The organism is Burkholderia sp. BCC1977 (genome assembly GCF_905339595.1).
Lineage (GTDB): Bacteria > Pseudomonadota > Gammaproteobacteria > Burkholderiales > Burkholderiaceae > Burkholderia.
In genome coordinates this window covers 33,825-48,705 of sequence record NZ_CAJPGQ010000031.1, presented here as the reverse complement: position 1 = coordinate 48,705, position 14,881 = coordinate 33,825, and the positions used below count along the sequence as shown (strand labels likewise).

Here is a 14,881-nt window from a genome sequence, read left to right as displayed (position 1 = left end):
GCCAAAAGAGACGGGAAAGCGCAGTGCGCCTTCCCGTTTCGCTTCCGTCGGTTATTTCGCGATCGATGCGCTCTTCAGGCGGCCGAACGCACCTTCGATGAGGGCCTTCTGCTGCTCGTAGTGCTTCGCGTAGTAGCCAACCGCCGGCGAGGCCGAAGCCGGACGGCCGCTGTATGCCAGCTTCTGCCCTTCCTTCATGCCTTCCTTCAGGTGGTGCTCGACGTAGAACCAGGGGCCCTGGTTCTGCGGCTCGTCCTGCACCCAGACCACTTCAGTCGCGTTCTCGTACTTCTTCATTTCGGCTTCGAACTGCTTGTGCGCGAACGGATACAGCTGCTCGATACGGATGATCGCGACGTCGTTCGCCTTCGCTTCGCGGCGATGCGCGACGAGGTCGTAGTACACGCGGCCCGAGCAAGCCAGCACGCGCTTGACCTTCTTCGCGTCGATGCCGCCGTCGGTTTCGCCCAGCACCGGCTGGAACGAACCCTTCGCGAGTTCCGACAGGTCCGACACCGCTTCCTTGTGGCGCAGCAGCGACTTCGGCGTTGCGACGATCAGCGGCTTGCGGAACAGACGGATCATCTGGCGACGCAGCAGGTGGAAAATCTGCGCCGGCGTCGTCGGTTGAACGACCTGCATGTTGTGATCGGCACACAGTTGCAGGAAACGCTCGATACGCGTCGACGAGTGTTCCGGACCCTGGCCTTCGTAGCCGTGCGGCAGCAGCATCGTGAGACCCGACACGCGGCCCCACTTCACTTCGCCCGACGAGATGAACTGGTCGATCACGACCTGCGCACCGTTGACGAAGTCGCCGAACTGGGCTTCCCACAGCACGAGCGTGTTCGGCTCGGCGGTCGAGTAACCGTATTCGAAGCCCAGCACCGCTTCTTCCGACAGCACCGAGTCGATCACCGTGAACTTCGCCTGACCTTCGGCGATGTTCTGCAGCGGCACGTACGTGCCGTCGTTCCAGCGCTCGCGGTTCTGGTCGTGCAGCACCGCGTGACGGTGCGTGAACGTGCCGCGGCCCGAGTCCTGGCCCGTCAGGCGCACCGAGTAGCCCGATGCGACGAGCGACGCGAATGCGAGGTGTTCGCCCATGCCCCAGTCGAGCGGCTGGTCGCCGCGCGCCATGTTGCGGCGGTCGTTGATCACGCGCTCGACGAGCGGGTGAACCTTGAAGTTTTCCGGGACCGTCGTGATGCGTTCGCCGAGACGCTTCAGTTCGGCGAGCGGCACGGCCGTATCGGCTGCGTCCGTCCACTTGCGGTTCAGGAACGGAACCCAGTCGACCGCGTACTTGCTCTTGTAGTTCGACAGGACCGGATCGACGGTGTGGTGGCCGTCGTCCATCGCCTTGCGGTACGCCTTCACGTAGTTGTCGGCGTCTGCCGCGCTGATCACGCCCTGCTGCACGAGCTTCTCGGCGTACAGCGCACGGGTGCCCGGGTGCTGCGCGATCTTCTTGTACATCAGCGGCTGCGTGACCGCCGGCGTGTCCTGCTCGTTGTGACCCAGCTTGCGGAAGCAGACGATGTCGATCACGACATCCTTGTGGAACTGCATCCGGTAGTCAATCGCGATCTGGATCGCGAGCACGACGGCTTCCGGATCGTCGCCGTTCACGTGCAGCACCGGCGCTTCGATCATCTTGACCACGTCGGTACAGTACAGCGTCGAGCGCGCATCGCGCGGGTCCGACGTCGTGAAGCCGATCTGGTTGTTGATGACGATGTGCAGCGTGCCGTGCGTGCCGTAACCGCGCGTCTGCGCGAGGTTCAGCGTTTCCATCACGACGCCCTGGCCAGCGAAGGCCGCGTCGCCGTGGATCTGCACCGGCAGCACTTGCAGGCCGTCTTCGTCGCCGCGACGGTCCATCCGCGCCTTCGCGGAACCTTCGACCACCGGGTTCACGATTTCGAGGTGCGACGGGTTGAATGCGAGCGACAGGTGGACCGGACCGCCTTCGGTCGACACGTCCGACGAGAAGCCCTTGTGGTACTTCACGTCGCCGGCCGGCAGGTCGTCGACGTGCTTGCCTTCGAATTCGGCGAACAGGTCGGCCGGCATCTTGCCCAGCGTATTGACCAGCACGTTCAGGCGGCCGCGGTGCGCCATGCCGATGATGATTTCCTGCACGCCGGTCTTGCCTGCGTGCTGGACGACTTCGTCCATCGCCGCGATGAAGCTTTCGCCGCCTTCGAGCGAGAAGCGCTTCTGGCCGACGTACTTGGTGTGCAGATAGCGCTCGAGGCCTTCCGCTGCCGTCAGGCGATTCAGGATGTGCTTCTTCTTGTCGATCGAGAAAGCCGGCGTCGCGCGGGTCGACTCGAGGCGCTCCTGCCACCAGCGCTTCTGCTCCGGATCGCTGATGTACATGTACTCGGCGCCGATCGTGCCGCAGTACGTGTCACGCAGGCCCTTGACGATGTCGCGCAGCGAAGCCTGGTCGAAACCGAAATACAGGTTGCTTGCGCTGTACGTCTGGTCGAGGTCGCCTTCCGAGAAGTCGTAGAACGCGGGCTCGAGTTCGGGAATGGCGGGACGTTCGCGACGCTTCAGCGGATCCAGATTGGCCCATTGCGAGCCGAGGAAGCGATATGCGCTGATGAGGGACTGGACGTGGACCTGCTTGCGCGCGGTCGCCAGATTGCTGGTGCTTTCGCGCGGGATGAAGGCATTGGCCTTCGCACGCTCGGCAAACGATTCGACGATCGGAAAATGAGCGACGTCATTGGCATTCGAGCCGTCGGTTGCAGGCACGTTCTGCAGCGCGTCGAAATACTCTCGCCAGTTCTCCGGCACCGATGCCGGATTGTTGAGGTATGCATCGTACAGTTCTTCAACGTACGAAGCATTGCCGCCGAACAGATAGGAGTTCAGCTGAAACTGCTTCATTACATCTGACATTTTACGCTCACCTTTCTTCGAGCTTCTCGAGAAATAGCGGGTTACTCAACCTTCCGCGACACGGCCTGACCGTTTAGCGGATTGCGAATCAAGTCTTGCTTGGAAGGACCTAAAACTTGCGTGCGCGCAGCATATCACAGAACCGATACCGGAGTTCACGACGAAATGTGCCTGAAAGCACCGCGCGACGGGGTTTTGCCGGATTGCCGCGACCTGCGGAAACAGTGTTTTGCTGCCCGCCCGATTGCGCATCGCGCAGATGCAAAAAAGGCCGCCCGAAGGCAGCCTTTTCCATCATGCACGGGAACAGCCGATGCTTAGTCGACCGCGCCTTCGCGGCTCGCGCGGCGACGCTCGTGCTCCTTCAGGAAGCGCTTGCGCAGGCGGATCGACTGCGGCGTCACTTCCACGAGCTCGTCGTCGTCGATGAATTCGACCGCGTATTCGAGCGACATCTGGACCGGCGGCACGAGACGCACGGCTTCGTCGGTACCCGACGCACGCACGTTGGTCAGCTGCTTGCCCTTGATCGGGTTCACGACGAGGTCGTTGTCGCGGCTGTGGATGCCGATGATCATGCCCTCATACAGCGCGTCGCCCGGCTTCACGAACATGCGGCCGCGATCCTGCAGCTTCCACAGTGCGTAGGCCACGGCCGCGCCGTCGTCCTGCGAGATCAGCACGCCGTTGCGGCGCTCGAAGACCGAGCCGTCCTTGACCGGTGCGTACGAATCGAAAATGTGGCTCATCAGGCCCGTGCCGCGCGTGAGCGTCAGGAATTCGCTCTGGAAGCCGATCAGGCCGCGCGCCGAGATCTTGTATTCCAGACGCGTGCGACCGCGGCCGTCCGACGCCATGTCGAGCATTTCGCCCTTGCGGCGGCCGAGTTCTTCCATCACGCCGCCCTGGTGCTCGTCTTCGACGTCGACCGTCAGCAGCTCGTACGGCTCGTGCCGCACGCCTTCGATTTCCTGCATCACGACGCGCGGACGCGACACGGCGAGTTCATAGCCCTCACGGCGCATGTTCTCGACGAGAATCGTCAGGTGCAGTTCGCCGCGGCCCGACACTTCGAACACCGTTTCGTCGCCCGTGTCCTTCACGCGCAGCGCGACGTTGTGATTCAGTTCCTTCATCAGGCGATCGCGGATCTGGCGGCTCGTCACGAACTTGCCTTCGCGGCCGGCCAGCGGCGACGAGTTGACGAGGAAGTTCATCGTCAGCGTCGGCTCGTCGACGGTGATCATCGGCAGCGCTTCCGGCGTATCGACCGCGCAGATCGTCGCGCCGATGCCGACGTCTTCAATACCGTTGATCAGCACGATGTCGCCGGCTTCGGCCGACTCGACCTGCACGCGCTCGAGGCCCTTGAACGACAGCACCTGGTTGATCTTGCGGTTCAGCACGTCGCCTTCCGGGCCGAAGCGCATCACGACCGGCTGGCCCGGCTTGATGCGGCCGCGCGTGATGCGGCCGACGCCGATCCGGCCGACGTACGTCGAGTAGTCGAGCGACGTGATCTGGAGCTGCAGCGGCGCTTCCGGATCGGCCGGGCGAACCGGCACGTGCTCGAGGATCGCCTCGAACAGCGGACGCATGTCGCCTTCGCGCGCAGCCGGGTCGAGCGACGCGTAGCCGTTCAGGCCCGACGCGTAGACGATCGGGAAGTCGAGCTGCTCTTCGGTCGCGCCGAGCTTGTCGAACAGGTCGAAGGTCTGGTTGATCACCCAGTCGATGCGCGCGCCCGGACGGTCGATCTTGTTGACGACGACGATCGGCTTCAGGCCGAGCGCCAGCGCCTTCTTCGTGACGAAGCGGGTCTGCGGCATCGGGCCCTCGACCGCGTCGACCAGCAGCAGCACCGAGTCGACCATCGACAGCACGCGCTCGACTTCACCACCGAAGTCCGCGTGCCCCGGGGTGTCGACGATGTTGACGTGCGTGCCTTCGTATTCGACCGCGCAGTTCTTCGCGAGAATCGTGATCCCGCGTTCCTTTTCGATGTCGTTCGAGTCCATCACACGCTCGGCGACTTGCTGGTTGTCGCGGAAGGTGCCGGACTGGCGAAGCAGTTGGTCGACGAGCGTCGTCTTGCCGTGGTCGACGTGAGCGATGATGGCGATATTGCGAAGGGCGCGGGTCATAGAAACCTGGAAATCGTTTGAACGCGCAAACGCGCCCGCTCGTTTTCACGGGCGCGCGCTGTTGCAGCTTGGAAAGCCACAAATTATAGCACGTGAGAATGTCAAAAGCCGGACCGGCCGTTGCTACGCAGCAAACGATGCCCTCCCGCCCTCGCCGCGGACGGGGCAAACCGGCCGGCCGACACCGTCACCGGTGGACCGAAGACCCTGACGTTGACAAGGGGATTCCGGACCACGGAGCGCACCCTCGCCCGTTCGATTAACATTTGCCGCGGCAAGCAATTGTGCCTATACTGCTGCCTAGTCAACTATTGCAGTTTCAGGGTTTTATGTCCGATTCCCCTTCTCAACCGCCTGTTTCGCCGCTGTCCTCGTATCAGATGAACGACAGCGTCGGCTATCTGATGTCGCGCGTGAAGTCGGCGATGACCAACCTCGTCACGCAGCGTACGCAAGAAGAGCTCGGCATTACGGGCACGCAGGCGAGCATGCTGTTCATGATCGCGGTCGGCAAATGCTCGACGGCCGCCGAGCTCGCGCGGGAATACGGGATCGACGCGAGCGCGGTCACGCGCCTGCTCGACCGCGTCGAGAAACGCGGCCTGCTGTCCCGCGTGCGCAGCATCGAGGATCGGCGGGTCGTGCGCCTCGAACTGACCGACGAAGGCCGTGCGCTTGCCGAGCGTCTGCCGCCGGTGTTCCGAAGCGTGCTCGACGAGTTGCTGGACGGATTTACGCCGGAAGAAGTCGGGTTCCTGAAGAGCATGCTGCGCCGCATTCTCAGCAACTACTGCGAGACCGCCGGCGGTAGCGTGACGTAATAGTCACCGTAATAGTTGCCATAACAATTACTTTTGACAGATTAATGTAAGGAAATCCTTGCAGTGTCCATCATTCATTCCGAGTCAGGGAACAGCGCGATGAAATCCTCCCCGTTGTCCGTGCGCGCCGGGTCGTGCCGCGCCGCCGTCGCCGCCGCGGTTGCCGCGCTGGCGCTGGCGGGCTGCGCAAACTACATCGGCATCAAGAGCGACAGGCAGATCGCTCCCGCGTCGCAATTCGAAACCGCCCAGAGCCTGCCGGCCCAGGGCGGCCAGTGGCCGGCGCTCGACTGGGCCAGCCAGTTCGGCGATCCGCAGCTGCCGAAGCTGATCGACGAGGCGCTCGAGGGCAGCCCGTCGATCGCGCAAGCGCAGGCGCGCATCGCGAAGGCGTCGTCGTACATCGAATCGTCGCGCTCGAACCTGATGCCGAAGGCCGAAGCCAGCTATTCGTGGACGCGCGAGCTGTATTCGTCGAACGCGCTGTTCCCGCCCCCGTACGGCGGCCAGTGGTACAGCGAGAACAACGCGCTCGCGAGCGCGTCGTGGGATCTCGACCTGTGGGGCAAGAACCGCGAACGCCTGCATACGGCCGTGTCGCAGGAAAAGGCCGCCGAAGCGGACATGCAGCAGGCGCGCATCACGCTCGCTTCGTCGGTCGCCCGCACCTACAACTCGCTCGCGCAACTGTACGCGCTGCGCGACATCGCGCAACGCGAGATCGCCAATCGCCAGACGGTCGGCAAGATCACCGACGGCCGCGTGTCGGCCGGCCTCGACACCAACGTGGAACGCCAGACCGCGCGCGGCAACATCGCGACGACCCAGGCGTCGCTGTCCGACCTCGACGGCCAGATCACGGCCGTGCGCTACCAGCTCGCCGCGCTGCTCGGCAAGGGGCCGGACCGCGGGCTGCAGATCGCCGCGCCGGTGATGAACCCGACCGGCGAAGTCGCACTGCCCGGCAACCTGCCGGCCGACCTCGTGTCGCGCCGCCCCGACATCGTCGCCGCGCGCTGGCAGGTCGAGGCCGCGATGCACGACGTGAAGGAAGCGAAGGCCGAATTCTTCCCGGACGTGAACCTCGCGGCCGGCTTCGGCTTCGATGCGTTCGGCTGGGGCAAATTCCTGAATTTCGCGAGCCGCCAGGCGCAGTTTGGCCCGGCCATCCACCTGCCGATCTTCGATGCCGGTGCGTTGCGCGCGCAGCTCAAGGGCCGCTATGCGGACTTCGACCTGTCGGTCGCGAACTACAACCAGACGCTGATCGGCGCGCTGAACGACGTCGCGACGCAGGTCGCGTCGATCCGCGCGGTCGATCGCCAGATGGACGACGCGCAGCGTGCGCTCGATGCGTCGACGCGCGCGTACGACCTCGCCGTGATCCGCTACAAGGCCGGCCTGTCGCCGCAGCTCCAGGTGCTGACCGCGGACAGCAACCGCCTCGCGTCGGAACAGACCGTGACCAACCTGAAGATGCGCCGGCGCGACATGCAGCTCGCGCTGATCAAGGCGCTCGGCGGCGGGTTCGACGCGACCGGCACGCGGCTCGCCGCACCCGACGCCGACAAGCAGACAAAACAGGCCGCCAACTGATCCGGCGCCACCACTACGCAGACACTCGAAATAACGGACGGAGAAAATCGCCATGAGCGACCCTCAACAAAACGCCGCCAGCGCACAGCCGCAGAACAACGGGAAGCGCAAACGGATGATGACGCTGCTGATCGCGGTCATCGTGATCGCGGCCATCGCGTACGGTCTGTACTACTTCCTCGTCGCGCGCTTCCATGAAGAGACCGACGACGCGTACGTGAACGGCAACGTCGTGCAGATCACGCCGCAGGTCACGGGTACCGTGATCGCCGTGAAGGCCGACGATACGCAGACGGTCAAGGCTGGCGATCCGCTGGTCGTGCTCGACCCGGCCGACTCGCAGGTCGCGCTGCAGCAGGCCGAGGCCAACCTCGCGCAGACGGTGCGCCAGGTGCGCGGCCTGTTCGTCAACGACGATCAGTACCGCGCGCAAGTCGCGCTGCGCCAGTCCGACCTGTCGAAAGCGGAGGACGACCTGCGCCGCCGGATGGCCGTCGCGCAGACGGGCGCCGTGTCGCAGGAAGAGATCTCCCATGCACGCGACGCGGTGCGCGCCGCGCAGGCGTCGGTCGACGCGGCGCAACAGCAGCTCGCCTCGAACCGCGCATTGACCGCGAACACGACGATCGCATCGCACCCGAACGTGATGGCCGCGGCCGCGAAGGTTCGCGACGCGTACCTCGCGAACGCACGTAACGTGCTGCCCGCGCCGGTCACCGGCTATGTCGCGAAACGCTCGGTGCAGGTCGGCCAGCGCGTGTCGCCGGGCAACCCGCTGATGTCGGTCGTGCCGCTGAACGCGGTGTGGGTCGACGCGAACTTCAAGGAAGTCCAGCTCAAGCACATGCGCGTCGGCCAGCCGGTCGAATTGACCGCCGACATCTACGGCTCGTCGGCCGTCTACCACGGCAAGGTCGTCGGCTTCTCGGCCGGGACGGGTTCGGCGTTCTCGCTGCTGCCGGCGCAGAACGCGACGGGCAACTGGATCAAGGTCGTGCAGCGCCTGCCGGTGCGTGTCGAAATCGATCCGAAGGACCTCGAGAAGCATCCGCTGCGCATCGGCCTGTCGATGCAGGTCGACGTCGACATCAAGGACGAGCGCGGCGACCAGCTCGCCAACGCGCAGAACACGGTCTACGAAACGAACGTGTTCGCGAAGTACGGCGACGAAGCCGACGCCGAGATCGCGCGCATCATCGCCGAGAACGCCGGTGGCAACGTGCCGGCATCGGCCGCGGCGAAGTCGAACGGCGCCGCCAAGATGATGTAACGGCTCCGACTCCGGAAAGACTACCGACATGGCACAGGCTCCTGTCTCCCACCCGCCCCTGCAGGGCGGGCAACTCGTGCTCGGAACGATCGCGGTATCGCTAGCGGTGTTCATGAACGTGCTCGACACGTCCATCGCGAACGTCGCGATCCCGACCATCTCTGGCGACCTCGGCGTATCGTCCGACCAGGGTACGTGGGTCATCACGTCGTTCGCCGTCGCGAACGCGATCTCCGTGCCGCTGACGGGCTGGCTGACCGACCGCTTCGGACAGGTTCGCCTGTTCCTCGCGTCGATCGTCCTGTTCGTCATCTCGTCGTGGATGTGCGGGCTGGCGCCGAGCCTGCCGTTCCTGCTCGGCTCGCGCGTGCTGCAGGGCGCGGTCGCGGGCCCGATGATTCCGCTGTCGCAAGCGCTCCTGCTGTCGAGCTATCCGCGCGCGAAGGCACCGATGGCGCTCGCACTATGGGCGATGACGACGCTGATCGCGCCCGTCGCAGGCCCGATTCTCGGCGGCTGGATCTCGGACAACTATTCGTGGCCGTGGATCTTCTACGTCAACATCCCGGTCGGCATCGCCGCCGCTGCCGCGACGTGGGTGATCTACCGCAATCGGGAGTCGGCCGTGCGCCGCGCGCCGATCGACGGCGTGGGCCTCGCGCTGCTGGTCATCTGGGTCGGCTCGCTACAGATCATGCTCGACAAGGGCAAGGATCTCGACTGGTTCGCGTCGACGACCATCATCGTGCTCGCACTGACCGCTGTCATTGCGTTCGCGTTCTTCGTGATCTGGGAGCTGACCGCCGAGCACCCGGTCGTCGACCTGTCGCTGTTCCGCATGCGGAACTTCACCGGCGGCACAGTCGCGCTGTCGATCGGGTACGGCCTGTACTTCGGCAATCTCGTGCTGTTACCGCTGTGGCTGCAGACGCAAATCGGCTACACCGCGACCGACGCCGGCCTCGTGATGGCGCCGGTCGGGTTGTTCGCAATCCTGTTGTCGCCACTCACCGGGAAGTATCTGCCGCGCACCGATCCGCGCTTCATCTCGACGGCGTCGTTCCTGACGTTTGCGCTGTGCTTCTGGATGCGTTCGCGATACACGACGGGCGTCGACGAATGGTCGCTGACGCTGCCGACGCTCGTGCAGGGTATCGCGATGGCGGGCTTCTTCATCCCGCTCGTGTCGATCACGTTGTCCGGCCTGCCCGGCAACCGCATTCCCGCGGCGTCCGGCCTGTCGAACTTCGTGCGGATCATGTGCGGCGGCATCGGCACGTCGATCTTCCAGACCGCGTGGGACCACCGCAACAACTTCCACCACGCGCAACTGGTCGAGCAGGCGAACCCGTACAACCCGACGTTCAACCAGGCCGTCACACAGATGGGCAACCTCGGGCTGACGCAGGACCAGGCGCACGGCCTCATCAACAACATGGCCACGCAGCAGGCCGCGCAACTCGGCGTGAACGATCTGTTCTACATCTCGGCGGCGATCTTCGTGCTGCTGATCGGACTGATCTGGATCACGAAGCCCGAGCGTGCGGGCGGCGGCGATGCGGGTGCGGCGGCGTCGGCTGCACACTGAGCACCGTGCCCGAACGCGCTCGCCAAACAAAAAACCCGGTCGAAATCGACCGGGTTTTTTTCGTGCCGACGGCGCTTGCGCGCCACGCATCATGCTGCCGTCACGACGAGGCGTTCGGGTGCGAGCACGCCGTTGGCCTTGCGAGCCACGCCGAGCAGTCGCTCCGCGTCGTACACGCGCACGCGCTCGCCCTCCGTCGCGTCGATCGGATCCAGCGCCGACAGCGGCAGGCGTTGGCCATGCAGGAATCGCTTCGCGCTCGCTTCGTCGAGACGCACCAGCGGAAACGTCGACAGCAGCGCGTCGACCGGCTGAAGCCACGCATCGCGCGCCGCTTCGGCGGCATCGGACAGCGCGTCGAGCGTCACCGCATGCTCGAGCGTCAGCGCGCCGACGCCCGTGCGACGCAGCATCGTCAGGTGCGCGCCGCAACCGAGCGCCTCGCCGATATCCTCGGCCAGCGTGCGCACATACGTGCCCTTGCTGCAGGTCACGCGAAACGTCACGTCCGGCAGTTCGCAGGCCAGCAGGTCGAGCGCATGGATCGTCACGTTGCGGCCTTCCCGCTCGACGGTCTGGCCCGCGCGCGCATATTCGTACAGCGGCTTGCCGTCACGCTTGAGCGCCGAATACATCGGCGGCACCTGCACGATCTCGCCGGTAAAGCGCGCGAGCGCCGCTTCCACGGCCGCCCGGTCGCATTCGACGGCGCGCGTGTCGAGCACGTCGCCCTCCGCGTCGCCGGTGGTCGTGCGCACGCCGAGACGCATGGTCGCTTCGTAGGTCTTGTCCGCTTCCAGCAAGTCCTGCGAGAACTTCGTCGCCTCGCCGAAGCACAGCGGCAACAGGCCCGAGGCCAGCGGATCGAGCGTGCCGGTATGGCCGGCCTTCTTCGCGAGAAGCAGACGCTTCGCGCGAATCAGGGCATCGTTGCTCGACAGGCCGACCGGCTTGTCGAGCAGGAGGACGCCGTCCAGCGCGCGCCGCGGCACGCGTGGACGCTGGGGAGCTGCAGTCGTCATAGGGCGCGCGCGCTCAATCGTCCTTCGCGGGCGCGTCGGCTTCGTCGTCGTCCTTCGCGCGCGTCGAGTTGGCTTCCTTGATCAGGCGCGACATTTCCACGGCCTTCTCGATCGTCTGGTCGTAATGGAAATGCAGCGTCGGCACCGTATGAATGTGCAGGCGCTTGAACAGCAGGTTGTGCAGGTGGCCCGACGCATGGTTCAGCGCTTCCTGCGTCTTGTCCGGATCGCCGGTGAGCGCCGTGAAATAGACCTTCGCGTGCGCGTAGTCCGGCGTGAGTTCCACGCTCTGGATGGTCACGATGCCGATGCGCGGGTCCTTGACCTCGCGCATGATGAGTTCGGACAGATCGCGCTGAATCTGGTCGGCAATCTGAACGTTGCGATTGGGGGAAGTACGTTTCCTGGACATGATCGATCCGTGATCCGTTTATCAGGATAAAGCGGCGCGCCGTTGGCACGCCACCATGAAAATGGGCGGGACAGGCCCAAGCCTGCCCCGCCCCATGAGCCGATACGCGACGATTACAGCGTCCGTGCGACTTCGGTCACTTCGAAGACTTCGAACTGGTCGCCTTCGATGATGTCGTTGAAGTTCTTCACCGACATACCGCACTCGAAGCCTTGCTTGACTTCCTTCACGTCGTCCTTGAAGCGCTTCAGCGATTCGAGTTCGCCCGTGAAGATCACGACGTTGTTGCGCAGCACGCGAACCGACGACGAGCGCTTGACGATACCGTCGGTGACCATACAGCCGGCAACCGTACCGACCTTCGGCACCTTGAACACCTGGCGCACCTCGACCATGCCCGTCACGACTTCGCGCTTCTCCGGCGCCAGCATGCCCGACATCGCGGCCTTCACCTCATCCACTGCGTCGTAGATGATGTTGTAGTAGCGGATGTCGATACCGTTCGCCTCGGCCAGCTTGCGCGCCTGTGCATCCGCACGCGTGTTGAAGCCGATGATGACCGCCTTCGATGCCGTTGCCAGGTTGACGTCGTTCTCGCTGATGCCGCCCACCGCGCTGTGCACGATCTGCACGCGCACTTCGTCGGTCGACAGCTTGAGCAGCGACTGCACGAGCGCTTCCTGCGAGCCCTGCACGTCCGCCTTGATGATGAGCGGCAGGTTCTGCACTTCGCCTTCGCCCATCTGCTCGAGCATGCTTTCCAGCTTCGCGGCCTGCTGCTTCGCCAGCTTGACGTCGCGGAACTTGCCCTGACGGAACAGCGCGATTTCGCGCGCCTTGCGTTCGTCCGGCAGCACGATCACTTCCTCGCCCGCACCCGGCACTTCCGACAGACCCTGGATTTCGACCGGGATCGACGGGCCGGCTTCCTTCGTCGGCTTGCCGTTCTCGTCGAGCATCGCGCGCACGCGGCCATAGGCCGTGCCTGCCAGCACGATGTCGCCGCGGTTCAGCGTACCGGACTGCACCAGGATCGTCGCGACCGGGCCCTTGCCCTTGTCCAGCTTCGCTTCGATCACGATACCCTTGGCCGGCGCCTCGATCGGTGCCTTCAGCTCCAGCACTTCGGCCTGCAACAGCACGTTCTCGAGCAGGTCGTCGATACCGGCGCCCGTCTTGGCCGACACCGGCACGAACGGCGAATCGCCACCGTATTCTTCCGGCACGACGCCTTCGGCGACCAGTTCCTGCTTGACGCGGTCCGGGTTCGCTTCCGGCTTGTCGATCTTGTTGATCGCCACGACGATCGGCACGCCACCCGCCTTCGCGTGAGCGATGGCTTCCTTCGTCTGCGGCATCACGCCGTCGTCCGCCGCCACCACCAGCACCACGATGTCGGTCGCCTTCGCGCCGCGTGCACGCATTGCCGTGAACGCCTCGTGACCCGGCGTATCGAGGAACGTGATGACGCCGCGCGGCGTGTCGACGTGGTAAGCGCCGATGTGCTGCGTAATGCCGCCCGCTTCGCCCGCTGCAACCTTCGCGCGGCGGATGTGGTCGAGCAGCGAGGTCTTGCCGTGGTCGACGTGACCCATCACCGTGACGACCGGCGGACGCGGCAGTTGCTCCGCATCGGTACTGGTCTCGCCTTCGACGAGCAGTGCTTCCGGATCGTCCAGCTTCGCGGCAACCGCACGGTGGCCCAGTTCCTCGACGACGATCATCGCCGTTTCCTGGTCCAGCACCTGGTTGATCGTGACCATCTGGCCCATCTTCATCATCACCTTGATGACTTCCGAGGCCTTGATCGACATCTTGTGCGCGAGATCGGCAACCGAAACGGTTTCCGGCACGTGCACTTCACGCACGATCGGTTCGGTCGGTGCCTGGAACGACGATGCGCTGTCCTGGTGACGGCCACGACCCTTCGGGCCGCCGCGCCAGCCGCGGTCGACGCCGCCGCTCGAATCGCCGCGCGTCTTGATGCCGCGACGCTTGGCCGCGTCGTCCTGCCAGCCGCCCTTGCCGCCGCCCGGCTTCTTGTTGCGGTCGCCCGCGCCTGCCGGTGCCTGCGTCGTCGCCGGCGCTGCGCCGGCCGGCTTCTTCACGGCCGGACGTGCCTGCGCGCCTGCGCCTGCCGGCTTGGCCGGCTTGTGCAGCGTGCCCTTCGCTTCGGCCGGCTTCGGCGGTTCCACCGGCTTCGGCGGCTCGACTGCCTTGACCACGGCCTTGCGCGGCGTGTTCATCATTTCGCGGATCGCGCGTGCTTCGGCTTCTGCCGCCGCACGGCGCTTGCTGATCTCTTCCTGCTCGGCGCGCGCCTTGTCCGCCGCCTCGCGGGCAGCATCCTCGGCCTTCTTCGCCGCTTCGCGCTGGGCCGCACGTTCGGCGGCCGCGCGTGCTTCGTCCTGCGCGGACTGCGCACCGGCTGCTTCCTGCTGGGCCTCGGCGGCCTGCTGGGCAGCCGCCTGCTGCGCCGCTGCGGCTTCGGCCGCGGCACGCTTCGCCGCCGCTTCTTCCTCGGCACGACGGCGCTCGGCCTCGGCCGCTTCCTCGCGGGCACGGCGCTCGGCTTCCTCGCGCTCGAGGCGCTCCTGGCGCTCGCGCAGTTCCTGCGCCTGCTTCTCGAGCAGCTCGGCCTCGCGGCGCGCTTCTTCCTCGCGACGCTTCAGTTCCGCATCGTCGTCCGCTTCGGCGACCTGCGCCTGACCCTGCTCCGCACCCTCGGCCACGTCGTCGCGCTTGACGAACGTACGCTTCTTGCGGACCTCGACCTGAATGGTGCGAGCCTTGCCCGTCGCGTCAGACTGCTTGATCTCCGACGTATGCTTGCGGGTCAGCGTGATCTTGCGCTTGTCGCCGTCGGTTGCGCCATGCGACTTGCGCAAATGATCGAGCAGACGCGCCTTGTCCGCCTCGGACAGCGCATCGTCTTCACTCGCTTTCTGGACGCCCGCTGCCTGCAGCTGTTCGAGCAGCACACCAGCAGGCATTTTCAGTTCCGCGGCAAATTGGGCTACGTTGTTACTCGCCATTCATTCCTCTTAGTGCAAGGACCGATTCCTTGCGGTTAGCATCGGGTCAGGCCATACGGCCGCCATCAAATCAGTGC

9 protein-coding genes are annotated in these 14,881 nt (G+C 65.1%); 4 read left to right on the top strand and 5 right to left on the bottom strand.

Translation table 11 applies throughout. The annotated features are described in order from the left end of the window. Nucleotides 1-51: 51 nt before the first annotated feature. Together U5771_RS23645 and typA are read right to left on the bottom strand one after the other, a co-directional pair. Nucleotides 52-2,916 carry a 2-oxoglutarate dehydrogenase E1 component gene (locus U5771_RS23645; protein ID WP_322026195.1) on the bottom strand — a complete coding sequence of 955 codons (2,865 nt, stop codon included), beginning with the start codon at nt 2,914-2,916 and terminating at the stop codon, nt 52-54. A 317-nt stretch (nt 2,917-3,233) separates the two neighbouring features. Next, a complete protein-coding gene (gene typA / locus U5771_RS23640) occupies nt 3,234-5,060 on the bottom strand; it encodes a translational GTPase TypA (RefSeq protein ID WP_322026194.1) in 1,827 nt (608 codons plus the stop codon). 329 nt (nt 5,061-5,389) lie between these two features. Between typA and U5771_RS23635 the strand changes: the two genes are divergently transcribed. The 4 genes from U5771_RS23635 to U5771_RS23620 all read left to right on the top strand — a co-directional run bounded on the left by U5771_RS23635 (nt 5,390) and on the right by U5771_RS23620 (nt 10,335). After that, the gene (locus tag U5771_RS23635; protein WP_322026193.1) at nt 5,390-5,881 is read left to right on the top strand and encodes a MarR family transcriptional regulator; all 492 of its coding nucleotides are present in this window, start codon (nt 5,390-5,392) and stop codon (nt 5,879-5,881) included. A gap of 99 nt (nt 5,882-5,980) precedes the next feature. Further along, complete coding sequence (locus U5771_RS23630) at nt 5,981-7,477, top strand: efflux transporter outer membrane subunit (RefSeq protein ID WP_322026192.1); 1,497 nt, start codon at nt 5,981-5,983, stop codon at nt 7,475-7,477. 52 nt (nt 7,478-7,529) lie between these two features. Beyond that, a complete protein-coding gene (locus U5771_RS23625) occupies nt 7,530-8,747 on the top strand; it encodes an HlyD family secretion protein (protein ID WP_322026191.1) in 1,218 nt (405 codons plus the stop codon). A 28-nt stretch (nt 8,748-8,775) separates the two neighbouring features. Next, nucleotides 8,776-10,335: a DHA2 family efflux MFS transporter permease subunit gene (locus U5771_RS23620; protein WP_322026190.1), complete on the top strand. Its 1,560-nt coding sequence runs from the start codon at nt 8,776-8,778 to the stop codon at nt 10,333-10,335. A gap of 89 nt (nt 10,336-10,424) precedes the next feature. Here U5771_RS23620 and truB read toward each other — a convergent pair whose 3' ends face one another. From truB to infB, 3 genes are all read right to left on the bottom strand, one after another. Continuing rightward, nucleotides 10,425-11,357: a tRNA pseudouridine(55) synthase TruB gene (gene truB / locus U5771_RS23615; protein ID WP_322026189.1), complete on the bottom strand. Its 933-nt coding sequence runs from the start codon at nt 11,355-11,357 to the stop codon at nt 10,425-10,427. 13 nt (nt 11,358-11,370) lie between these two features. Next, nucleotides 11,371-11,769 carry a 30S ribosome-binding factor RbfA gene (gene rbfA, locus U5771_RS23610; protein WP_006495346.1) on the bottom strand — a complete coding sequence of 133 codons (399 nt, stop codon included), beginning with the start codon at nt 11,767-11,769 and terminating at the stop codon, nt 11,371-11,373. 113 nt (nt 11,770-11,882) lie between these two features. Next, nucleotides 11,883-14,804, bottom strand: coding sequence for a translation initiation factor IF-2 (infB, locus tag U5771_RS23605; RefSeq protein ID WP_322026188.1), 2,922 nt, complete (start codon nt 14,802-14,804; stop codon nt 11,883-11,885). Nucleotides 14,805-14,881 lie beyond the last annotated feature (77 nt).